The sequence below is a fragment of the Vibrio sp. 1F263 genome, from assembly GCF_041439035.1.
Classification (GTDB): Bacteria; Pseudomonadota; Gammaproteobacteria; order Enterobacterales; family Vibrionaceae; genus Vibrio; species Vibrio tasmaniensis_A.
In genome coordinates, this window is the sequence record NZ_JBGONI010000007.1 from 112,865 (window position 1) to 138,120 (window position 25,256).

16 protein-coding genes are annotated in these 25,256 nt (G+C 45.1%); 14 read left to right on the forward strand and 2 right to left on the reverse strand.

All coding sequences use genetic code 11. The features are described from left to right. Positions 1–8: 8 nt before the first annotated feature. Both ACED25_RS07055 and erpA read right to left on the reverse strand, forming a co-directional pair. Positions 9–1,133: an efflux RND transporter periplasmic adaptor subunit gene (locus ACED25_RS07055; protein WP_371694965.1), complete on the reverse strand. Its 1,125-nt coding sequence runs from the start codon at positions 1,131–1,133 to the stop codon at positions 9–11. 338 nt (positions 1,134–1,471) lie between these two features. Continuing rightward, positions 1,472–1,813: an iron-sulfur cluster insertion protein ErpA gene (erpA, locus tag ACED25_RS07060; protein WP_004734539.1), complete on the reverse strand. Its 342-nt coding sequence runs from the start codon at positions 1,811–1,813 to the stop codon at positions 1,472–1,474. A gap of 296 nt (positions 1,814–2,109) precedes the next feature. Between erpA and hemL the strand changes: the two genes are divergently transcribed. The 14 genes from hemL to ACED25_RS07130 all read left to right on the forward strand — a co-directional run bounded on the left by hemL (position 2,110) and on the right by ACED25_RS07130 (position 25,195). Then, positions 2,110–3,405, forward strand: a complete 1,296-nt coding sequence (gene hemL / locus ACED25_RS07065; RefSeq protein ID WP_371694967.1) for a glutamate-1-semialdehyde 2,1-aminomutase — start codon at positions 2,110–2,112, stop codon at positions 3,403–3,405. Positions 3,406–4,014: 609 nt separating this feature from the next. Then, positions 4,015–5,100: an AI-2E family transporter gene (locus ACED25_RS07070; RefSeq protein ID WP_004734536.1), complete on the forward strand. Its 1,086-nt coding sequence runs from the start codon at positions 4,015–4,017 to the stop codon at positions 5,098–5,100. Between the two features lie 110 nt (positions 5,101–5,210). Next, positions 5,211–6,233 (forward strand): 16S rRNA (guanine(1207)-N(2))-methyltransferase RsmC, encoded by a 1,023-nt coding sequence (rsmC, locus tag ACED25_RS07075; protein ID WP_009847559.1) that lies wholly within the window; start codon positions 5,211–5,213, stop codon positions 6,231–6,233. Positions 6,234–6,450: 217 nt separating this feature from the next. After that, positions 6,451–9,840, forward strand: coding sequence for a response regulator (locus ACED25_RS07080; RefSeq protein WP_009847560.1), 3,390 nt, complete (start codon positions 6,451–6,453; stop codon positions 9,838–9,840). A 709-nt stretch (positions 9,841–10,549) separates the two neighbouring features. Continuing rightward, positions 10,550–12,232, forward strand: a complete 1,683-nt coding sequence (locus ACED25_RS07085; RefSeq protein WP_009847561.1) for an ABC transporter substrate-binding protein — start codon at positions 10,550–10,552, stop codon at positions 12,230–12,232. Between the two features lie 169 nt (positions 12,233–12,401). Further along, positions 12,402–13,388, forward strand: coding sequence for an ABC transporter permease (locus tag ACED25_RS07090; protein WP_009847562.1), 987 nt, complete (start codon positions 12,402–12,404; stop codon positions 13,386–13,388). Positions 13,389–13,390: 2 nt separating this feature from the next. After that, positions 13,391–14,416 (forward strand): ABC transporter permease, encoded by a 1,026-nt coding sequence (locus tag ACED25_RS07095; protein WP_009847563.1) that lies wholly within the window; start codon positions 13,391–13,393, stop codon positions 14,414–14,416. 2 nt (positions 14,417–14,418) lie between these two features. Continuing rightward, the gene (locus tag ACED25_RS07100) at positions 14,419–15,402 is read left to right on the forward strand and encodes an ABC transporter ATP-binding protein (RefSeq protein ID WP_009847564.1); all 984 of its coding nucleotides are present in this window, start codon (positions 14,419–14,421) and stop codon (positions 15,400–15,402) included. An 87-nt stretch (positions 15,403–15,489) separates the two neighbouring features. After that, entirely contained in the window at positions 15,490–16,485 is a 996-nt protein-coding gene (locus ACED25_RS07105) for an ABC transporter ATP-binding protein (RefSeq protein WP_009847565.1), read from the forward strand. A gap of 113 nt (positions 16,486–16,598) precedes the next feature. Continuing rightward, a complete protein-coding gene (locus ACED25_RS07110) occupies positions 16,599–18,320 on the forward strand; it encodes a glycoside hydrolase family 9 protein (RefSeq protein ID WP_371694969.1) in 1,722 nt (573 codons plus the stop codon). Positions 18,321–18,322: 2 nt separating this feature from the next. Beyond that, the gene (locus tag ACED25_RS07115) at positions 18,323–19,207 is read left to right on the forward strand and encodes an N-acetylglucosamine kinase (RefSeq protein WP_017100561.1); all 885 of its coding nucleotides are present in this window, start codon (positions 18,323–18,325) and stop codon (positions 19,205–19,207) included. 12 nt (positions 19,208–19,219) lie between these two features. Beyond that, a complete protein-coding gene (locus ACED25_RS07120) occupies positions 19,220–21,175 on the forward strand; it encodes a beta-N-acetylhexosaminidase (RefSeq protein WP_017100560.1) in 1,956 nt (651 codons plus the stop codon). 127 nt (positions 21,176–21,302) lie between these two features. After that, on the forward strand, positions 21,303–23,708 hold the full coding sequence (locus ACED25_RS07125) for a GH36-type glycosyl hydrolase domain-containing protein (protein WP_017100559.1): 2,406 nt from the start codon (positions 21,303–21,305) through the stop codon (positions 23,706–23,708). A 74-nt stretch (positions 23,709–23,782) separates the two neighbouring features. Then, the gene (locus ACED25_RS07130; RefSeq protein ID WP_009847570.1) at positions 23,783–25,195 is read left to right on the forward strand and encodes a phosphoglucomutase/phosphomannomutase family protein; all 1,413 of its coding nucleotides are present in this window, start codon (positions 23,783–23,785) and stop codon (positions 25,193–25,195) included. Positions 25,196–25,256 lie beyond the last annotated feature (61 nt).

Consider the following 25,256-nt stretch of genomic DNA (forward strand, 5'->3'; position numbering starts at 1 on the left):
GTTATCTCCTACTCTGCGGTTACGTTAGAGAGTTCAGCGCTTTGCTCAACAGCAATCACAGAATCACCATCACGCACAAACCCTTGGCCTACAGTTATAACATCAACTCGCTGACCTAACCCTGTGAGCCAAACGCCATCTTGTTCTGCCTTTACTAGCTGAATACCTACAAATTTCACGGTTGGTGAGTCATCGACTGAAACCAAAGTTTTGACCCCAAGGTTACCGGCCTCATCCAGAGCCAGCATCGCAGGTGTTATCTTGATAGCATCACTTGTTTCTAGGTTGAGTGTTACTTCAGCACTGACACCTGCTGGTAACAAGCCTTTGGAGTTATCGATCTCAATCTCTATTGGGAAGGTATTAGTGGAAGCAGAAGAGATTCGTGAAACATAACGTAAACGACCTTCCGCTTCTTCTCGCCCTAACAGACGAACCAAAGCAGATTGATTGACTAACAAATGCTGGATATGACGCTCACTGACATCGGCCTCAATAACCAAAGGGTCAAGATCAATCACGCCAGCAACCGGATCGCCGACGCCTACGAAATCTCCAAGCTCAACCATCAAGTCTTGAACCACACCGGAGAAAGGCGATGTGATGACTGTATTTTTTAGAGCCAGTTCAGCATTACGCTTCATAGCCTTCGCTTCAGTTAACGAAGCCTCAGCTGTGGTGTAGGCTATCTCGCCTTGCAGGCCTCTTTTTTTCAGCGACTGCGCCGCCTTAAATTCTTTCTGCTTCAATCGATATAAAGCCGAAGCTCGCTCTAGCTGAATCTCTAAGTCACCTTTATCTATCTGAGCAATGGCCTGCCCTGCTTTAACCGCATCGCCTTTTACAACGTTCAACCTAACAATCTTGCCCGCAACTTCCGCTCCCAATCGAGCATGCCTATCGGGTGCTGTGCGACCATAAAGATCTATGGTTTTAAAGGTGGGGGATGAAGTGAATGTTTGAAAGGAAACCTTAGCCAACGGAATTTCTGTCGCTTTTTTTGCTGGCGACTCTTCCGCTTGCCCCACTCCTAAACCAAGCCAAATCGACAACAGTACAACTAGAACCAGAGAAACCAACCACGGCTGCTTCAGTTTCTGAAAAAATGGAGAGTTAGAAAATAGAGTGGGCATAGCAAATCCTTTTGTCCGATGTGATTAAGGCGCGCTAATTAGCTTAACACCGTCATATGCAACATCCTGATGCACAGAGGTAACTTTAACAGACCCACACCCAACGAAGTTGGACGCTATCGACAGTTTAAAAAATATGGCGTTTACTATAAAGCAAATGAATAAAGTGGAGCTTAAGCATAATCACCCAAAATAACCTTGGCGTACATGCCTAGAATAAGTCGACTTACTGTCTGTTTTGTATGGTGTATTTTTTACAAACAAAAACACCGAGCATTGGCTCGGCGTTTAAAATATTTCTAATGTAGCTTTCCGTTCAAGCTACCTTTCAGTGCACGCTAAACGCTAAATGATGCGCCACAACCGCATGTTGTTGTCGCGTTCGGGTTATTCACAAAGAAACGTGCGCCTTCTAGGCCTTCAGTGTAATCAACCATGCCGCCCATTAAGTACTGTAGGCTCATTGGGTCAACAACCAGCGTCACACCGCTATTTACAATGGTAGTGTCGCCATCATTTACTTTTTCATCAAATGTGAAGCCGTACTGGAAGCCACTACAACCGCCGCCTGTAATGTATACACGCAGTTTTAGCTCTGGGTTTTCTTCTTCAGCAATTAGCGTTTGTACGCGGGTAGCTGCTGCATCAGAAAAGGACAATGGGATATTTACTTCGCTCACGACAACCTCTCTTACCTGTGTCAAAAACAACATGATACAAATCTAAATCGAGACCATAGTTGTTGAGTATTTTCTTATATTCTGGGGATTATCTAATACCTGACTGAAACGTTCAAGTATTCACCACAGGATCGTTCCTTTTACTGCTGTAAACTCGCTAATATCTGACAATTAAAACGCGTAACCACACAAAACAACCAGATTCGGGTGATTATATCAGCGAAGGCATTCCTAGTTGGATTCCGGATAGGTACAATGCGTGCCAATTGGTCCGACAGTCAAAAGAGGATATATCAATGACCAAATCAGCAGAGCTGTACGAAAAAGCACAGCAAACTATTCCTGGTGGCGTAAACTCTCCAGTTCGTGCATTCAATGGCGTAGGTGGTTCTCCTATCTTCGTTGAACGCGCTGATGGCCCACTTATTTTTGATGCTGATGGTAAAGCATATATCGATTACGTTGGCTCTTGGGGTCCAATGATCCTTGGTCACAACCACGTTGTTATTCGTGACGCTGTTATTGCAGCAGCTCAACGCGGCCTTAGCTTTGGTGCTCCAACCGAAACTGAAATCAAGATGGCTGAACTTGTATCTGAGATGGTTCCATCAATGGAACAGCTGCGTATGGTGAGCTCAGGTACAGAAGCAACAATGAGTGCGATTCGTCTCGCTCGTGGCTTTACTGGTCGTGACAAAATCCTTAAGTTTGAAGGTTGTTACCACGGCCACGCAGACAGCCTACTTGTAAAAGCAGGTTCTGGCGCACTGACTTTAGGTCAACCAAGCTCTCCAGGCGTACCGGCTGATTTTGCGAAACTAACGCTAACTGCAACTTTCAATAATCTAGATTCAGTACGTGAAATCTTCGCAGCAAACAAAGGTGAGATCGCGTGTATCATCGTTGAGCCTGTCGCGGGCAACATGAACTGTATCCCACCAGTAGAAGGCTTCCACGAAGGTTTACGTGAGATCTGTGATCAAGAAGGTGCATTGCTAATCTTTGATGAAGTAATGACAGGTTTCCGCGTTGCTGAAGGTTGTGCTCAGGCTTACTACAACATCAAGCCAGACTTAACGTGTCTTGGTAAAGTGATTGGCGGCGGCATGCCTGTGGGTGCTTTCGGTGGTCGTAAAGACGTGATGCAATACATCGCACCAACGGGGCCTGTTTACCAAGCGGGTACGCTTTCAGGTAACCCTGTTGCAATGGCTGCTGGCTACGCATGTTTGAACCTTCTAAGAGAAGAAGGCAACGAAAAGCGTCTAGCATCAAAAACTAAGCAGTTGGCAAGTGGCTTCAAGCAACTTGCTGACAAGCACGGCATCCCAATGCTAGTTCACCAAGTTGGCGGTATGTTTGGTTTCTTCTTCACAGACCAAGAAACGGTAACGTGCTACGAAGATGTAACTAAGTGTGATGTAGAACGCTTCAAGCGCTTCTTCCATCTAATGTTAGATCACGGTGTTTACCTTGCACCTTCAGCATTCGAAGCAAGCTTTACTTCTCTTGCTCATGGTTCAAAAGAACTGGATGCAACACTAGAAGCTGCTGACCGCTCTCTTGCGATCATTGCTGCTGAAAGCAAATAATCGAAAGCACTTTATAAGTCGCTAACCGATTGAATTTAGGGCTGCATTAGATGCAGCCCTTTTTAGGGAGTGTTGATCTTTCGAGCTGATTTTTGCAGCGAGTTGCTGGGTATTTATACAAGGCAGAGGCTTTGATGTGTAGCTAGCCTACATGAGAAGCCGATAACGCAGTAGAAATGACCAGCAAACGCTGCCCGAAGGATTCGGCTAAAAGCGTTTTACTCTTTGTTGAGGGAGATTTGCTTAGAATGACTAGGCTACTTCCCCCTCGCCGCGATTAAAACGCTTTTATCTCGAACAAAATTTAACCACGAAAGGTCAACACGCCCTAGTACGTTCAAGTAATCAACCGCGGATATCTCCGCTTAATTACCCGTCAATTTATTCGAAAACCTAACGAAAAACGTCTAACGTTCCCAGAAAAGAAAAACCAACAACATCAGCGTACCTAGGAACATTCTGAACCAAGGGATCTCTTTTTTTATTGGCTGTTCTTCGTCTTGGCATTTATTATCTTTATTACAGCATCCCATTATCAAAACTCCTCATTGCTAACTCTCTGTTTTGCAGCCATTATAAACTCAGAACGCAAATATAGAGACCATTAACGTGTCAGAAAAACTCAAAATCAATACCAGCCACTGGGTGATCATCATTGCCCTACTTGCGGCGGCTTATGCTTGTTACTTGCTTATAGAGCCGTACGTCAACTCAATCGTGATGGCCTTTATCATTTCACTATTGATGTTCCCGATCCATGAGTGGCTTGAAAAAAAGCTCCCGAATAAAGAAAACATCGTCTCTCTGCTGTCTTGTGTGATTCTGACTTTCATTATTGTTATCCCTTTATTGGCAGTATTTGCAGCAATTGTTCAGCAAGGCTCTCTGTTCTCTCAGAACACGTACCAATGGGTAACACACGGCGGTATTCAGACTCTGTTTGCACACCCACTTGTGGTCAAAGCGCTGTCGTTTGTGAATAACTACCTGCCTTTCGACAACATTGAGCCCCAAGCCATCGCACAGAAAGTCGGAGAATTCGCGACAAGTTTTGGTTCTAAACTGGTTGGTATCAGTGCGAAAATCCTTGGTGATGCGACCAACTTCTTAATGGATTTCTTCTTGATGCTGTTTGTTCTGTTCTTCTTATTAAGAGATCACGACAAAATCATCAGTGTGGTTCGTCATATTCTTCCGCTATCTCGTAGCCAAGAAGACAAGCTCCTCACTGAGATTGAGCAAGTTTCTAAGTCTGCCGTTATGGGCTCATTCTTAACCGCAATAGCGCAAGGTTTTGCGGGTGGTTTAGGTATGTGGATTGCTGGTTTCCCTGGGTTGTTCTGGGGCACTATGATGGGCTTTGCCTCTTTCATCCCCGTGGTCGGTACCGCTCTAATCTGGATCCCAGCCGCAACCTACTTATTCCTAACCGGTGATACCACGTGGGCAATTTTCCTAACGGTTTACTGTGTCGCGATTGTTGGCTCAATTGACAACCTACTGCGCCCGCTGCTGATGCAAGGTAGTGCAGGCATGAATACCCTAATGATCTTCTTCTCACTGTTGGGTGGTATTCAACTTTTTGGCCTAATTGGTCTTATCTACGGCCCACTGATCTTTGCTATTACTATCGTTCTTTTCAATATTTACGATGAAGAGTTTAAAGACTTTTTAAACCAGCAAGACAAGAGTTGATCAACTGTTCAGCAACTTGGTTGCCGAACCCGTATTAAACACTTCAAGCTTTGGGCGGATTATGCGAAAATCCGCCCTCATTTTTTGCTAACGATTCAATAGAGTGTCCTATGTCAGCTTATATTGCCCCAAGCCAAATTGCTCAACGTCAACTCGCCTACTTTGAAGGCAAACATGTTTTAGTTGCAGGTGAGGCAGAAGACTTATTCCCTGTTGAATTAGCGAAACATTGTGAATCAGTCACCGTGTTTACTTCTAATTACAGCTACTACCGTCAATTAGAAGGCTGCAGCACCATCCAACGTTTTTATGGTGCGGAGTTTACCGAAGAGACCAAAGCCGACTTAGTGATGCTGTACTGGCCAAAGGCCAAAGCGGAAGCGGAATTTCTGTTGGCGATGTTATTTGCCAAGTTAGGTAAAGATACCGAGATTGTCGTAGTTGGCGAAAATCGTTCTGGTGTTAAAAGTATCGAGAAGATGTTTGCTCCTTACGGAAAAGTCGTGAAATACGATTCAGCGCGTCGTTGTTCTTTCTACTGGGGTCAATGCTTTGAGCAACCACCAGCCTTCAACCTGCAAGACTGGTTTAAAACCTACACGGTTAACATTGGTGAGCAATCACTGACCGTGAAAAGTCTTCCAGGCGTCTTCAGTCATGGTCAATTTGATGTTGGTAGCCAACTATTACTTGATACCCTGCCCAAACTGAAAGGTAAAGTACTGGATTTCGGTTGTGGTGCAGGCGTATTGGGCGCGGTAATGGCATCTCGTCACCCTGATATCGAACTGGAAATGTGCGACATCAGTGCATTTGCCGTGGCGTCTAGCCAAGCAACGCTAGAAGCCAATGGTTTAACAGGTAATGTCTTCGCCTCAGATGTCTACTCTGACACATCAAAAGATTACCAATTCATCATCAGTAACCCACCATTCCATTCTGGTTTGGATACAAGCTACAGTGCGACTGAAACCTTACTTGCTCAGGCTCCTAACCACATGAAGCGTTCTGGTGAGATGATTATTGTTGCGAACAGTTTTTTAAAATACATTCCAATTATTGAGCAAGCTTTTGGAAAATGCGCGACTCTAAATAAGACCACCAAATTCGCGATCTATCACGCAAGCAAATAGCCTATCTAACACAGCGCAGGGTCAATATCTGCGCTGTCTGTTCATATTTCTATCAAAAGCCCATAAAAATGAGCTTTTGCACACGCTTTAAATACCACTTACTTGTCAAAGTAAAAAAACTCGTTAATTTCGTTAAATTGGAACCCGTTAATTCTATTCTCTGTACTTGTTTTCATCCCTTTCAAGCAGTACATCAAAGGAAAGTAGTACCCAATTTATGTTTAGATTCTATCGTAAGCAGAAGTTTAAGCGCCTTCAAAATACCCTAATGCTGGCATTTCTTGTCCTTAGTATTACCCCAGTAACACTTATCGCGATATTTTTCCTCCAATCGCACAGTCAGGATCTTCAGGAACAAAGTACTTCGCACCTTGTTTCCGTCCGTGATACTAAACAGCAGCAAATTGTCGATTACCTACAAGCTCAAGAATCCCAAGTCATGGGCTTTGTTCGCTCAGAGCTTGCCAATGCCAGTGGCGGACGATTCTATGGTTTGATCAATGCATTCCAACGCCTAGGGTTAGACATTGACGAAGCACGCGCTAATGCGCAGCAGCGCTACATTCAAGGATCAGGCGATCAAATCAAAACATCGATTCTTCCTGAGTCCAGTAGCTTTATTGGCAGCGAGCGCTATCGTCTACTTCACAAGCGCTACCACAACTCTTATTTAGAGCTGCTTAAGCGTTCAGATTTTGACGACATTTTATTGGTCGACATTAACGGTAACATCGCTTATTCAGTTTTTAAGCGCGATGACTACGGCACCAACTTGCTGACGGGTAAGTACAAAGATGCAAACCTCGGCAAAACCTTTCAACGCCTGGAAAAGGACGTAAAAGACAAACGCAAATCCAACGAAGACTACACGCCGGTTATCGTTTCTGACTTTAAAGACGAAAATGGTAAACAGACCGCATGGTTAGGCGCACCTATCGTTCAACAGGGCTACCTACACAGTTACGCCATGTTTAGACTGCCCATCAATGGTATTACTAAGCTTATTGCCGATCTCAACAAGAGTTCGAATATTCAAACCTTGCTTGTCGGCGATGATCATCTGCCACGTAGCCTTGCCCATTCACAAGAGTCGATTAATCTGAGTTTAGATGTTGTTGATAAAGCTCTGGCAGGAGAAACGGCCGTTGGCACCTTCGACAACGCTCAGGATCAAGCGATCATCGCTGCATATACTCCAATTGAGCTCAAATATGCGACTTGGGCACTGGTCGTCGAGCTTCCAGAAAAAGAAGCGTTTGCCCGTATTCATCAGTTAGAAAAGATCTTTGTGATCGTGATGTTGACGGCGATTATTCTTGTATTTGTCGCATCCCATTATCTGTCTAACTTCATCACATCACCGTTACTCAAGCTTACATGGGCAGCAGAGAAAGTCTCTGCGGGTGACCTTGATGAAACCATGATTAATACCGAACGAAAAGATGAGATAGGCCGCCTCGCGGTAAGCTTCGAAAGAATGCAACGTTCGATTCGTGAAAAGATGCTGCTCATTAAGAGCCAAAATGATGAGCTTGAGGACAACCTTAAGACCATTCAAAAACAAAATGAAGAGTTGCAACTGGCCAACAAACTTAAAGATGAATTCTTAGCAACAACATCACACGAATTGAGAACGCCATTACATGGCATGGTAGGTATCGCTGAAGCGCTAATATCTGGCGCAAACGGTCCTATTCCTGCCAACCAGAAGTACCAGTTGGATATCATCATCAATAGTGGCCAGAGATTGGCAACACTGGTCGATGATCTACTTGATTACCACAAAATGCGCTACGGCAGTTTAGACATAAATAAATCTGCTGTTGATTTATCTGCTGCTACCAGCTTGGTACTAGAATTGTCTCATCATCTGTTGGGCAATAAGCCAATCCGAATTATTAACCAAGTACCCAGTGACTTAGGGTTGGTTTCGTCCGATCCTCAACGATTAGAACAAGTGATGTATAACTTGGTCGGCAATGCCATCAAGTACACATCAGAAGGTAAAATTGTTATCTCAGCAAGCGTTATCGACGACAACATTCGTGTACAAGTTGTTGATACAGGCCAAGGCATACCTGCTGAATACTTAGAACACATCTTTGAGCCACTGATTCAAGCAGGACAAGACTCCAGTAACTACCGCCAAGGTGCAGGGCTTGGGTTGTCCATAAGTCGTCAACTGATTGAACTGATGGGCGGTTCACTGTACGTAAGTAGCCAACCAATGCTTGGTACGACGTTCAGCTTTACCCTGCCTTTAGCCACCCAAGAAGAATTGGATAACTACAGTGATTCAGGAAGCTATTCGCACTTCCAAGCGCCAGATTTAATTGATAACAGCCAACAAGAAAATAGTGTTATCAGTGAAGATCCAGACGGTCCGTTACTGGTTATCGCCGACGATGAACCAGTAAATTTACGCGTGCTAGACAGTTTCTTGAAATTGGAAGGTTATCGAGTGCGCACCGCATGTGACGGCCCTGAAACCATTGAACTGATTGAGAAAGAGAAGCCAGAGTTACTTCTTCTCGATATTATGATGCCAGGTATGAGTGGCTATCAGGTGTGTGAAGCACTGCGTAAGCAATACGATCATGCACAGTTGCCAATCATCATGCTCACAGCTCTTAATCAAGCAGAAGACCGTGTTCGTGGTTTTGAAGCTGGCGCCAACGATTACTTATCTAAACCGTTCAACAAACAAGAACTGGCGGCGCGAATCACGGCTCACTTATCAGCAAGTAAAGCTGAGCAAAGGCGTCTTGAGAATGATCAATTGCAACTGGAGCTTAAACACAGAGCCATGGTTGAAGCGAACCTGCTAGAAACTCAAGGGCGCTTGCTAGAGCAGCTAGAATCAGCCCCTGAGGCCATCATCTGTATTCGTGATGACCAACGAATTCGATTTGCCAACGAAGCTGCAGCAAAACTATTTAGGCGCGGGCAAGAGCAGCTTAAACGCTCTATGGCCGATGAGATCATTGCGCCTAAATACCTTAAGGTGGAACAAGCTCACTACTGTGGTGATATTGATATCTATATAGACGACACTCGTCAGCGCATACCAAGTGATATCCTTAAGCTACCTGAAGGCTCAGGGCTCGACACCATGTATATCTTTAATGTTGGTGGTGGGGTTAACTCAAACCGAGTCAATAACCTTGAAACGGCGGTTGAGGCACTCTCTAGTTACGCTTTTGAGGGTGACAAAGATAAACTTCAACAACTGAAAGAGCTTGGTGGTGAATTTACTCGCCTTGCAGATAAAGCAACCGGTGAAGGTAAAAACAAACAAGAGCTGATGCGTGAAGTGCTGGTCGATGTCATGACTAATGCCATCATCTACTGGGAGTCTGTTACAGGGGAAACCAAGTTTGCCTTCGCTGAGAAGAGTGGCTTGTGGCGCGTCTACCTAGACCGCAGTACCCTGCAAACTAGAACGCTAGACAAATATCTACGTGTAGAAACCCTACCGAAAACACCTCGCTGGCGAACGGTACTGAGCTCTATCGAGTTTATACTTGAGCACTGTAAAGAACAGACACCTGAAAGAACTCATATTGAGACACTAAGGGATAAGCTACAAAAACTACTGACCAGTTAGCTCTGAAGTAAGCTCAAGCTACTGTAAATAATGAAGCCCACCTAGCGTGGGCTTTTTTGTGAATATCGTACGCGACCAAAGGACAATGATGTCGATTCAAATACACTTCTTTTACGGCATTAAACAAGCAAAATGACACGTTACTCAAACTTAAACAATCACCAGTTCAGTTACTATTTTGAGTCTTATTCTTGGCTGAATTTCACATTCCTCCGGCTCTTTGTTGCAGTTTGAGAAGCGAGTCACAACAGAACGGCAGATTTAATTTTCTAGAAAAATTTAACGTAAAATAGGTAAGTGACCGAGATCTACAATTACATCACAGCAAGATAAGCCTCTATAATTAAAAGCCAAAAAGGTTAGTGCCTACTTACATTGGACCGCCACCACAAAACCAAATGCGAGTCACATCACCTTAACAATTGCGCACAAAAAACCACCAAAGCAAGCTATTTTGACGTTAATGACGTGGTGCTGTGTGTTTTTAACGTTTTTGACGGGAAACGAGTTTGATTAATTCATCGATAAGGTGTTTTCTTACTCCTGCCAAAGGCCTACAGGCCACTCTTACCACTTCTCAGAATCAAAGATGAATCTGGAGCAACGAAGAAGAGGTAGACCTTTAACTAGAGTGTGTATCTACTAACTAATTAGCGACAGATAACATTCAATCCATTAGTGAAATGAAAGCAAATAGTAAGGAACAGCTATGCTTGCCAATATAAAAAAAACAGCAATAGCAACAGCAATTATTGCAACTGCTACAACAGGTTTTGCATCAGTAGCAACCGCTGCAGAGCGCAGCGAACTGACCGTTCACCCGAAAGAGTACACTACATTCGTACGTAACTTTAACCCGTACCTTGGTGCTACTAACCTACATACTACAACTGACTTCATGTACGAGCCTTTAGTAGTATTTAACGAAATGCACGGTAACACTCCGGTGTTCCGTCTAGCTGAAAACTTCAAAATGTCAGATGATCTGATGAGCGTTGTTTTCGACATTCGTAAGGGTGTTAAATGGTCTGATGGAGAAACTTTCTCTGCTGATGATGTTGTTTTTTCTTTCAACCTTGTAAAAGAGAAGCCAGAGCTTGACCAATCTGGTATCAACTCTTGGGTAACTTCTGTAGAAAAACTGAACGACAACCAAGTTAAGTTCACACTAACAGAAGCAAACTCAAACGTACCTTACGAGATTGCTAAAGTACCTGTAGTACCTAAGCACATCTGGAAAGACGTTAAAGATCCATCAACGTTTACCAATGAGAACCCGGTAGGTTCTGGTCCATTTACAGAAATCGATACGTTTACAGCGCAACTGTACATCCAGTGTGCAAACCCGAACTACTGGGATGCAGACAACCTAGATGTTGACTGCCTACGTGTTCCACAAATTGCGAACAACGACCAGTTCCTAGGTAAAGTTGTAAACAGTGAAATGGACTGGACGTCTTCTTTCGTTCCAGATATCGATCGTACATACGCTGCAGCAAGCCCTAAACACCACTACTGGTACCCGCCAGCAGGTACACAAGCATTCATCGTTAACTTCAAACACCCTGATGCTGCGAAGCATGAAGCATTGAGCAACGTTGAATTCCGTCGTGCTTTCTCTATGGCTCTTGACCGCCAAACTATCATCGACATCGCATTCTACGGTGGCGGTACTGTGAACGATTTCGCATCAGGTCTTGGCTACGCGTTTGAAGCTTGGTCTGATGAAAAAACTCACGACAAATACAAAGGCTTCAACACTTACAACGCTGAAGGCGCGAAGAAGCTTCTTGCTGACGCTGGCTTCAAAGATGTAAACAAAGATGGTTTTGTTGACACTCCATCAGGCAAATCTTTCGAACTAATGATTCAATCGCCAAACGGCTGGACTGACTTCAACAACACAGTTCAACTTGCGGTAGAGCAACTAAACGAAATCGGTATTAAAGCGAAAGCTCGTACACCTGACTTCTCTGTTTACAACCAAGCAATGCTTGAAGGTACATACGACGTAGCATACACAAACTACTTCCACGGTGCGGATCCATACACGTACTGGAACAGTGCTTACAACTCATCACTACAATCTGGTGATGGTATGCCTCGTTTCGCTATGCACTTCTACAAAAATGACAAGCTAGATGGTCTTCTAAACAGCTTCTACAAAACAGCTGACAAGAACGAACAGCTAGATATTGCACATGGTATCCAGCAAATTATCGCTGCAGACCAAGTGACAATCCCTGTGATGTCTGGTGCTTACATGTACCAATACAACACAACTCGATTCACTGGTTGGTGGAACGAAGAAAATCCAAAAGGCCGTCCAAACATTTGGGCTGGTATTCCAGAGCGTCTACTTCATGTACTGGACCTAAAACCAGTTAAATAAGTAATCGTTCAATCTTTGCGGCGTAACTTCTTACGCCGCTTATAAAAATCCCCACACTATCAATTGAAAGTATGGCGCTAGTCGTCAGGGGATTTTTCGTTCCAAATTTCGCTAGGAGCGACCTGAATCCAGAAACAGGGAAACAATCTGGGTGAGTAAGGTGTGAGTTATGGGTTATTTTTTAAGACGTTTGTCATTTTATTTTGTCGCGCTATTAGTTGCAGCGACGTTAAACTTTATTATTCCAAGAGCAATGCCTGGTGACCCAGTTACCATGATGTTTGCGAACGCTTCTGTACAAGTTACTCCTGAGCGTATTGCTGCAATGAAAGAACTATTAGGCTTCGTTGATGGGGGCTTACTGGTTCAATACGGCGCATACATGAAGAACATTCTAAGCTGGGAGCTTGGTACATCAATTCAATTCTACCCACTTTCTGTAAATACTCTGTTGGGTGGAGCATTTGGTTGGTCGCTATTCTTAGCAGGCACCGCCGTTATTCTTTCTTTCTCTATTGGTTCAATCCTAGGTATTTTTGCAGCGTGGAAACGTGGCAGCAAATACGATGCATTTGTGACTCCAGGGATGCTGATTTTACAAGCCGTTCCTCAGGTTGTTATTGCCATGATTGCGCTGTTTACCTTCGCAATCGGCTTGAAATGGTTCCCAACAGGTTACGCCTATACCGCAGGTACGATTCCAGATTGGACAAGCTGGGCATTCATTAAAGATGTCGCTTACCACGCCTTCTTACCTTTGCTATGTGCATCTATTGTTCAAATTGGTGGCTTCCTAGTAAACATGCGTAACAACATGATCAACCTGCTAGCTGAAGATTACATCACCATGGCGAAAGGCAAAGGCCTAAGCGAAAACCGAGTGGTATTCAATTACGCAGCTCGCAACGCGATGCTACCAAGTGTGACAGCACTTTCTATGTCGCTAGGTATGGCAATCGGTGGTCAGTTAATTATCGAAATCATCTTTAACTACCCAGGTCTTGGCAGCGTACTTTTCAACGCAATTAACGCTCGTGATTACCAAGTACTGCAAGGCCAACTGCTTATCATGACGCTATTCATGCTGTTCTTTAACCTAGTTGCAGACATGCTTTACGTTGTTCTTGACCCTCGTCTTCGTAAGGGTGGTAAATAATCATGAAAGATATTCTAAAACTCATTTGGCGTAACCCGATGGCCTTAACCGGCGTCATCATCCTAAGTATTTTTATTCTTGGTGCGATTGCGGCTCCATTGATCACAAAACATGTGCCAGACAAACGTACAGGTAATCCACACGAATACCCTGGCTTCGTGGTTAAGTCTGCACAAACTAACCCTGATGGCTGGGTTGCTCAAAACCTAGCAGACGATCGTCGTACGTTGATAATGTCTAAGAAGGCAGACCACGTACTGGGAACAACTCGTATGGGTCGTGACGTTTGGTCACAAGTGGTATACGGCGCACGCGTATCTCTTGCTGTAGGTTTTGGTGCGGGTCTTACCGTATGTTTACTAGCAACGGTTATCGGTGTTTCCGCAGGCTACTTTGGCGGCCGTGTCGATGATGTTCTGACAGCCGCAATGAACATCATGCTGGTTATTCCTCAATACCCATTACTGTTCGTAGTTGCAGCCTTTATCGGTGAGGCAGGGCCACTCACCATAACCTTGGTTATCGGCTTTATGTCCTGGGCTTGGGGCGCGCGTGTTGTTCGTTCCCAGACCTTAGCACTGCGTGAAAAAGAGTTTGTAAAAGCCGCTGAAGTTCTGGGTGAATCTTCATTTCGTATTATCTTCGTAGAGATTCTTCCAAACCTTATCTCTATCGTTGGCGCGAGCTTCATCGGCTCGGTGATGTACGCAATCATGATGGAAGCAACGATTTCGTTCCTAGGTCTTGGTGACCCGAACACAATCAGCTGGGGCATCATGCTTTACAACGTTCAAACCTCTTCATCAATGCTGATTGGCGCTTGGTGGGAACTGTTGGCTCCTTGTATCGCATTGACACTACTTGTAACTGGTCTTGCTCTACTTAACTTCGCTGTCGATGAAATTGCCAACCCGCAACTGCGTTCTCACAAAGGTATGAAGCGTTGGAAGAAATTAGCAGCACAAGACAAAGAAGAACGTGAACCTGAACTACCACCACAAAATGCACTTTGGAGCGGAGATAAATAATCATGTCTGAACCACTAATTTCTATCCGCAATTTATGCGTGGATTACATCACAGAGTCTGGCGATGTACGTGCGTGTAACAACGTAAGTTTCGACATTGCTCCAGGTGAAGTATTCGGCCTAGCTGGTGAATCTGGCTGTGGTAAATCAACTGTTGCTTTCTCTCTTATGCGTCTGCATAAGCCGCCCGCTTACATCAGTGGTGGTGAGGTTATCTTCAATGGTGAGAACATCCTTGAATACAGTGATGACCGTATGCAAGCGTTCCGTTGGAGCGAGATGTCGATGGTATTCCAGAGTGCGATGAACGCACTCAATCCTGTATTACCAATGGAAGAGCAGTTCTGTGACGTAATTATGCGTCACACCAACATGACTCGTGAGCAAGCTAAGCAACGCGCTGAAGGTCTACTTGAAATCGTAGATATTCACCCGAGCCGATTGAGTGACTACCCTCACCAATTCTCTGGCGGCATGCGTCAGCGCTTGGTTATTGCTATCGCTTTAGCATTGAATCCAAAGCTTATCATTATGGATGAGCCAACGACCGCACTTGATGTGGTTGTTCAACGCGAAATCCTGCAAAAGATCTATGCACTAAAAGAAGAGTTTGGCTTCTCGATTCTGTTCATCACCCATGACTTGTCATTGATGGTCGAGTTCTCTGACCGTATCGGCATCATGTACTCAGGTGAGCTCATTGAGGTTGCCAATGCTCAAGATATTCTAGAAAACCCTTACCACCCTTATACCAAAGGGCTGGGAAGTTCTTTCCCTCCACTAACAGGGCCAAAGACAAAACTAGCAGGCATTCCGGGCAACCCTCTGAACCTGTTAGAGATCCCTGAAGGGTGTCGTTTCCAAGCTCGTTGTGATCGTGTACATGAAACGTGTACCAAGGTGCCAACCAAGCTGCGTTCTATCGACCCGGGACATTTGTCTAACTGCCACCTGTACGGTGACCCAATAGTACAAAGGAAGCTATAGCTTGCACGCTGATTCAGCGTGAATAACGAATAAGGCGGCTCGACCGCCGAAATGCAAGCAAAGCGAATAAGGATTCTGGAGACAATTATGAGCAAAGATTTCGGTCAATTATTGGTAGAAGGCAAGAATGTCGTAAAAGACTTCCCAATAAGCAGTACCACAATTCAAACCCCAATGATGCGTGCGATTAACGACGTATCATTCAAGATGTATAAAAGTCGCGGCCTAGCTGTGGTTGGTGAGTCAGGTTCAGGCAAATCAACAACAGCAAAAATGATCGCAAAAATGTACGCGCCTTCGGGCGGTACGATCGAATACAAAGGTCGTGATATCCAAGAGATCTCAAGCAGAAAAGATCTTATGCACTACCGTGAAGGCGTGCAGATGGTATGGCAAGACCCGTTTGGTTCCCTGAACCCAACACATAACATCTTTCACCACATAGCTCGACCATTGTTGATCCACAAAAAAGTATCTCCGGGCAACAAGAAAGAGTTACAGGAACGTGTGTACGATCTTCTAGAGCAAGTTGGCTTAGTGCCACCACAAGCAACGGCAGAAAAGTACCCTCATCAACTCTCTGGTGGTCAGCGTCAACGTGTCAACCTAGCCCGTAACATTGCAGTTGGTGCAGAAGTTGTATTAGCCGATGAACCAACATCGATGCTTGATGTATCGATTCGTGCTGGTGTTTTGAACCTGATGGAAGAAATGAAGTTTGAGAAACAAATGTCTCTACTTTACATCACCCACGATATCGCAACCGCTCGTTACATTGCTGAAGATCTTTCAGTGATGTACGTAGGACACATGGTGGAATGGGGCGATACCGATGATGTGATTGCTAACCCTCAGCATCCTTACACCCAATTGCTTGTTTCTGCGGTTCCAGATCCTAAAAAATCGATCCACGAACAACTCGCAGGCAACAAAGGTGAGATCCCTCTTTGGACACCAGTCTCTGCAGGTTGCCCATTTGCAGGCCGTTGCACTCATGCAATGGACAAGTGTAAAGAGCAGTTACCAGGGGTTACGCAGTTAGCTGATAACCACTTTGTGCGTTGTTACCTACACGAAAGCTAAGCAATAAAACCAAGTTAGGGTCTGCGGGCCCTAACTATTTATATCCAAAATATTTTATATCCAAAACATTCAAGTACCTAGCCAATAGAAACTAGGACTGTCGGAGAATATTGATGCTGTTATTGACCAACCATATTGGCTACGAATCCACGGCTCCAAAGCAGGCTATTCTGCAAACCAAGAAAGCTCGCTTATCAAGTACGACTGCACTTTTGGTGTGTGCCGACAACCATATCACTGTCGGAAGTTTTGATGTGGTTAAACAAGGCCGCGTAGCAAATTGGCATCAAGGGCAATTCTTCACTATCGATTTCAGTTCATTCACTGAATCAGGTCGCTACTACCTACGTTTTGACAACCTACGCTCTGAAGTATTTGTGATTGGTAGCAACCTATTAATGAACCACACGTTTTCTGATGTGCTTCATTACTTTAAGTCACAACGCTGTGGCGGTAGTTTCGACAAAAAAGATCGACAAGCACAAATTATGGGCACTGACAGATACGTCGATGTTCATGGCGGTTGGTACGACGCATCGGGTGATGTAAGTAAGTACTTTAGCCACCTATCTTATGGCAATTATCTCAACCCACAACAAATTCCGATGGTTGTTTGGAACATGCTCAAAAGCGTGCGCTTGACTAGCAATAACCCAGACTTTCCTAAATTCTCTATGACTCGTTTAGTGGAAGAAGCCCTATTCGGTGCCGATTTCTTAGTGCGTATGCAAGACGCTGACGGATACTTTTACATGACGGTATTCGACAAGTGGAGTAAAGACATCAATCAACGTGACATCTGCGCATACGCCACTCAAGAAGGTAACAAATCAACGGACTTGCAAGCGGGCTACCGACAAGGTGCGGGCGTTGCTATCGCCGCATTAGCTGCTGCATCTGAACTTGAAACCTCGGGCAGTTACTCGAGCCACACCTACCTTGAAACGGCTGTTAAGGGTTACTGGCACCTAAAAGAGTACAACCTCCAGTACCTAAACGATGGTGAAGAGAACATCATCGATGAGTATTGTGCCCTGCTCGCAGCCAATGAGCTGTATCGCGTAACTCAAGACCAGCAATACCTAACAGAAGCAAGAACTTGGGCTAGTCGCTTGATCGCACGTCAGCAATCTGATGATTCATTTGAGCACTTTTGGTCAGCTAATGCTGATGGCTCTCGCCCCTATTTCCATGCAGCTGAAGCTGGCCTTCCTGTAATTGCTCTGTGCGAGTACATCGATAATGAAATTGACACTGAGTTGAAAGAACAAGCACGTGTGGTTGTTGAGCAAGCTTGTCAGTTCGAAATCAACATTACCGACAAAGTCATCAACCCATTTGGCTACCCAAGACAATACGTAAAATCTGTCGATGGTGATAAACGTGATGCCTTCTTCGTCGCTCAACAAAACGAAACTGGCTACTGGTGGCAAGGCGAAAACGCGCGTCTTGGCTCAATTGCGACCATGGCGTACTTAGTTCAACCACACATTCAAAATGCCGATCTTCAAAAGCGCTTAATCCAACTGTCACAAAACAGCCTTGATTGGATTTTAGGATTGAATCCTTACCACATGTGCATGCTTGATGGCCACGGTCATAACAACCCAGACTATCTACCACAACTTGGTTTCTTCAATGCCAAAGGCGGGATTTGCAATGGCATCACGGCAGGGTTCGAAGACGAACAAGACATCGCATTCAACCCACCAGCACAGAAAGACGACATGCTTCAAAACTGGCGCTGGGGTGAACAATGGATCCCTCATGGAGCGTGGTATTTGCTAGCAACGGCTGCGCAATTCAACTTCCTAGCACAAAGTAAGGAGCAATAATCATGACGCTTTACTACGTAGGTATTGATGGTGGCGGTACATCTTGCCGTGCTCGCATTCGTGATGACCAAGGCAAACTCATTGGTGAAGCGAAAAGTGGCAGTGCCAACATCCTTTTGGGTGTCGATGTTGCAATGAGTTCAATTGTTGATGCGATTACTAAAGCCGCACAACAAGGGCAACTCAACTCTAACGATTTTTCTAATATGCATGTTGGTTTGGCGCTAGCTGGTGCTGAACAGAAGTCAGCATGGCTCGACTTCATGGCACAAGCACACCCTTTCGCAAGTATGACACTCAATACAGACGCCTATGGTGCATGTATTGGTGCACATAATGGCCAAGACGGCGCGATCATGATTGGTGGTACAGGTTCATGTGGTATCTACCTAAACAACGGCGAACAACACGTGGTTGGTGGTCGTGAATTTCCAATTTCTGACCAAGGCGGCGGCGCAGTGATGGGCCTTCGTTTAATTCAGCAAGTTCTACTCGCTGAAGATGGTATTCGTAACAAAACCCCACTGACTCAACATGTTATGAATCATTTCAATAATGATGTTGATGCGATCGTGGCATGGTCAAAAGGCGCGATTCCAAAAGATTACGGTCAATTCTCTCCCGTCATTTTTCAACTGGCAAATGAAGGCGATGAACTGGCTATAGAGATGCTTAAGCAGACTGCAGCCGATATCGAAATGTTTGTATTAGCGCTGCATCGAAAAGGCGCTGACAAGGTGTGCTTAATGGGAAGTATCGCTGAGCGTATTCTCAACTGGCTATCACCACCAGTACAACAATGGATCGTTAAACCTCAATTTGACGCTATCGAAGGCGCATTGATGTTTGCCGGCAAGTCAAAACACAACTTGTATCAACAGGCTTAGCAGGGAAGTTATATGAATTATCGCATCGACTTAGCTGTTCTTTCTGAACAAAAAAATAACTGCCGATTTGGCCTTACGGTACATAATTTAAGTGACCTCGACGTAAAAGATTGGTCTCTGCATTTTGCATTTGACCGATTCATCCTTCCTGAGAGTCTATCGCAAGGTGAACTGACTCAAGTTGGAAGCTATTGCTCGTTCAAACCAAGTTCGCCCGTGTTAAAGGCCAATAACCATTACTACCTTGAATTCAGTATTCAAAGCGCCCCATTCCGCTTCTATTCTGATGGCCTTAATGATGCCTTTATCCAATCACATCATGATGGCGAAACATCGGTACTGCCTGTCGCGATATCACCCATAGTACTGGCTTCGCCGTACCGTGAACGTAATCAAATACCTGAAGTTAACGCTGCTGAAATTGCATTGATTCCTCAACCAAATCAGATCGAACTCAAGCAAGGTAGCTTCGCGCTAAGCTGTGAATGCAAGATTGAGGTTCAATCTCACCTTGCAGATAAAGCCGTCTCTTGGTTGCAGCAAGAATTACTTTCTACCTTTGAAATATCTCTTTCGAATGAGCTTTCAACTGAACTTTCAAAAGACGAAAGCGGCGACATTCTATTTCGCAGCAATCCAACATTAGACGAAGCAGAATACAAACTCCGCATTACTGAACAACAAATAATTGTTGAATCAGGTAGCCAGTCTGGGTTTACACACGCCGTGGCAAGTCTGATTCAATTGATTCAATTGATTCAACAACTGGATGCCGAAAGTTTTTCTATTCCATGCTGCAAAATCGCCGATCACCCTCGCTTTAAGTACCGAGGCATGATGTTGGACTGCGCGCGTCACTTCCACTCGGTAGAGCAAGTGAAGCGTTTAATCAATCAACTGGCGCACTACAAGTTCAACGTATTTCATTGGCACCTAACTGACGATGAAGGTTGGAGAATTGAGATTAAGAGCCTGCCTCAGCTGACTGAAATCGGCGCTTGGCGAGGTCCTGATCATGCATTAGAACCGCAATACACCCACCTTGCGGATAACTATGGCGGCTTCTACACGCAGCAACAGATTCGCGAAGTCATTGAATACGCAGAGCAACGCAGCATCACGGTGATCCCTGAGATTGACATCCCAGGCCACTGCCGCGCCGCGATAAAATCACTACCAGACATGCTAGTTGAGCAAGCAGACACCACACAATACAAGAGTATTCAGCACTACAACGACAACGTGCTAAATCCAGGTTTACCGGGTACTTACCAATTCCTAGATGCTGTGATTGAAGAAGTTGCAGAGCTTTTCCCTAGCGAATTGATCCACATGGGCGCAGACGAAGTACCACCCGGTGTGTGGACCAATAGCCCTGCCGCTCAAGCACTGATGAAAGAGCACCAGTACCAAGACAGCAAAGATCTACAAGGTCACCTATTCCGCTATGCCGAAAACAAACTCAAGCAACTCGGCAAGCGCATGGTGGGCTGGGAAGAAGCACAGCACGGCGACAAGGTGAGCAAAGAGACCATCATCTATTCATGGCTCAGTGAAGAAGCCGCTATCAATTGTGCTCGCCAAGGCTTTGATGTGGTGCTGCAACCAGCACAGTTTACCTATCTCGACATGACCCAAGATTATGCACCGGAAGAACCGGGCGTAGATTGGGCTGCCGTTATCCCCTTAGAACAAGCTTATACCTACGAAGCCCTCGCTGAGATATCCGACACCGATCCAATTCGTAAGCGGATCCGCGGAATTCAGTGTGCTCTATGGTGTGAGATCGTTACCAATCAAAAGCGCATGGATTACATGGTATTTCCAAGAATTAGCGCTTTAGCTGAAGGATGTTGGACACATAAAAACAACCGAAACTGGCTAGATTACCTATCTCGCCTAAAGGGCCACCTGCCATTACTCGACAGACTCAATGTTGATTATCGCAACCCTTGGAAAGCTCAATAAAACGAAACCAAAGCACACTCAAGTCGAGTACTTGCTTCCCCTGATTAAGGTGCTCAGTCAGATTCGACTCAGCATCACTATTTAAAAATTAGCTGCATAGATGCAGTTTGTTAAAAAGGAAATGACAATGAAATACGGCTATTTCGATAACGACAATCGCGAATACGTCATCACTCGCCCTGATGTACCAGCACCTTGGACCAATTACCTAGGTACTGAAAAATTTTGTACCGTAATTTCGCACAATGCGGGCGGTTACTCGTTCTACAATTCTCCGGAATACAACCGTGTTACTAAATTCCGTCCAAACGGCACCTTCGACCGTCCAGGACACTATGTTTACCTGCGTGATGATGAGACGGGCGATTACTGGTCTATCTCTTGGCAGCCTGTGGCAAAGAGCCTAGATGAAGCGAACTACGAAGTACGCCATGGCCTGTCATACTCAAAATTCAAGTGTGAATACAGTGGTATTACAGCAACCAAAACGTTATTCGTTCCTAAGGGTGAAGATGCGGAAGTTTGGGACGTGGTACTAAAGAACAACACTGACAAACCAAGAACCATCAGTACTTTCTCATTTGTTGAGTTCTCGTTCAGCCACATCCAATCGGATAATCAGAACCATCAGATGTCTTTGTACTCTGCGGGTACGTCTTACCAAGAAGGTGTTCTTGAATACGACCTGTACTACAACACTAACGACTTTGAAGGTTTCTACTACCTAGCTTCAACTTTCTCACCAGATAGCTACGACGGCCAACGTGACAACTTCCTTGGCATGTACCGTGATGAAGCGAACCCAATTGCCGTTGAGAACGGTAAATGTTCTAACAGCGCTCAAACCTGTTACAACCACTGTGGTTCTCTGCACAAGCAATTTACGATTCAGCCGGGTGAAGAAGTTCGCTTTGCTTATGTACTCGGTATCGGTAAAGGCAACGGCGAGCGCCTACGTGAAAAGTACCAAGACACAGCCAACGTCGATGCCGCTTTCCAAGGCATCAAAGATCACTGGGACGAGCGTTGCAACAAATTCCAAGTTAAGTCTCCAAACGAAGGCTTAGACACCATGATCAACACATGGACGCTATACCAAGCGGAAACCTGTGTTGTTTGGTCTCGCTTTGCATCCTTCATTGAAGTGGGTGGTCGTACTGGCCTTGGTTACCGTGATACTGCGCAAGACGCAATCTCAGTACCTCATGCCAACCCACAAATGACCAAGAAACGTATTATCGACCTGCTTCGCGGCCAAGTGAAAGCGGGCTATGGTCTACACTTGTTCGATCCAGACTGGTTCGATCCAGAAAAAGCAGACGTTGAACCTTCAAAATCACCAACGGTTGTTCCAACACCGTCAGATGACGACAAGATCCACGGCATTGAAGACACCTGTTCTGATGATCACTTATGGATCGTTCCGACTATCATCAAGTATGTAATGGAAACCGGTGAACACGACTTCTTTGATGAAGTAATTCCATACGCAGACGGTGGCGAAGCGACCGTTTATGAACACATGAAAGCGGCACTGAACTTCTCTGCAGAATACGTGGGGCAAACCGGTATCTGTAAGGGTCTTCGTGCAGACTGGAATGACTGTTTAAACCTTGGTGGCGGTGAATCTTCAATGGTTTCATTCTTGCACTTCTGGGCTCTACAAGAATTCCTAGATCTTGCTAAGTTCCGTAATAACGATGCTGACGTTGCTAAATACACAGAAATGGCCGCGAACGTACGTGAAGCGTGTGAAACACACCTATGGGATGACGAAGGTGGCTGGTACATCCGTGGTCTAACAAAAAATGGCGACAAGATCGGTACCGCTCAACAAGCTGAAGGTCGTGTACACCTTGAGTCAAACACGCTAGCGGTTCTATCTGGCGCGGTTTCTCAAGAGCGTGGCGAGAAAGCGATGGACGCTGTTGATGAGAACCTATTCTCTGAATACGGCTTGCACCTAAATTCTCCTTCATTCGCAACACCAAACGATGATATCGGCTTTGTGACTCGCGTTTATCAAGGCGTAAAAGAGAATGGCGCAATCTTCTCTCACCCGAACCCATGGGCTTGGGTAGCAGAAGCGAAGCTAGGTCGTGGTGACCGTGCGATGAAGTTCTACGACGCACTGAACCCGTACAACCAAAACGACATGATTGAAACACGTTACGCAGAACCATACTCGTACGTGCAGTTCATCATGGGTAAAGATCATCAAGACCATGGTCGTGCAAACCACCCTTGGTTAACGGGTACCTCTGGTTGGGCTTACTTCGCGGTAACCAACTTTATTCTTGGTGTTCGCACAGGCTTTGAAGGATTAACAGTCGATCCTTGTATCCCGACTGATTGGCCGGAATTCGAGGTTACTCGTCAATGGCGTGGCGCGACTTACAACATCACAGTGCAAAACCCGAATGCAGTAAGCAAAGGGGTTACCTCTATCACTATCAACGGTGAGTCAGTTGAAGGTGCAATCCCAGTACAAGCAGAAGGCAGCGTGAACGATGTTGTCGTTGTTCTAGGCTAGTCACTTAATTTAACGAACAGCTCTTGCCTCAAGTCTTTATCGACTTGAGGCAATGAGACTAAAAGGATTTTCTAATGATTAAATTTGGTACAGGTGGCTGGCGCGCTTTCATTGGTGAAGAATTCACCAGAGACAATGTTCGCCTTGTAGCGCAAGCGCTCGCTAACATCATCAATAATGAAGATGCAGCCAAGAATGGCTTCGTTATTGGCTATGACCGTCGCTTCCTTTCAGATAAAGCGGCATGCTGGTTTGCAGAAGTACTTGCGGCGAACAACATCAAAGTAAGCTTCATTGATAAGTTCGTTCCAACACCTATCGTGATGTTCCAAGCAAAAGAGATGGGATGTATTTACTCTGCGTGTATTACCGCTTCTCACAACCCAGCGGACTATAACGGCATAAAGATCTTCATTGAAGGTGGACGCGATGCTGACGAGATCATCACAGAGAAGATCGAACAGCAAATCGCAACACTGACCAACGAAGATGTTATACGAGTCGATTTCGAACAAGCGTTAAACGACAAAGAAATCGAGATCATCAACCCGATGAACGACTTTGTTGATTCAATCATCAACTTCATTGATATCGACTCGATAAAGAAAGCCAACCTGCGCGTACTGATTGACCCAATGTTTGGTGTTGCGAAAAATGCTCTGCAAACCGTACTGATCAACGGTCGCTGTGATGTCGACGTAATCAACGATGGTAAGAACCCAGATTTCGGCGGTCTTATGCCGTCCCCAAATGCAGCAACGCTATACCGCCTAAAACATTTAGTGGCAGCTGAAGGCTATGACATTGGTATTGGTACTGATGGCGATGCCGACCGTTTAGGCATCATTGATGAGAAAGGTCACTTTATTCATCCTAACGAAGTGCTACTCCTACTTTACTACTACTTACTGGAATACAAAGGCTGGAAGGGCTCTGTCGTTCGTAACATCGCCACCACGCATCTACTCGACAAAGTAGCGGCAGATCATGGTGAGAAGAGCTTTGAGGTTCCTGTAGGCTTTAAGCATATCAGCTCTCAAATGGAAGCAGATGATTCACTGATTGGTGGTGAAAGCTCGGGAGGTTTAACCATTCGAGGTCATATCAAAGGTAAGGATGGCGTATTTGCTTCAAGCTTACTGGTTGAGATGATCAGTGTAACAGGTAAAAAGTTATCTGAGTTACTTGATGAAATCTACTCTAAGTATGGCTATGCCTACACGGCAGAAGGAGATTGCCAGTTTAAGCCTTCAGAGAAAGAAGCGCTCTACACCAAGATTTACGTAGAGAAGCAACTGCCTGAATTTGAATACGAAATTGAAAAAGTTAGCTATGAAGATGGTGCCAAAGTGTACTTCAAGAATGGCGGATGGGTCATTGCTCGCTTCTCCGGAACAGAGCCGTTACTGCGAATCTTCGCAGAAATGGAAGATAAAGACACTGCAGAACGTGTTCTTCAAAAAGTGAAAGACTTCCTCTCTCTATAGATTTATAGAGTGCAGCAGTTTTGAATGGGACTTAACAAACCACTGCCTTGTTAAAGCCTGT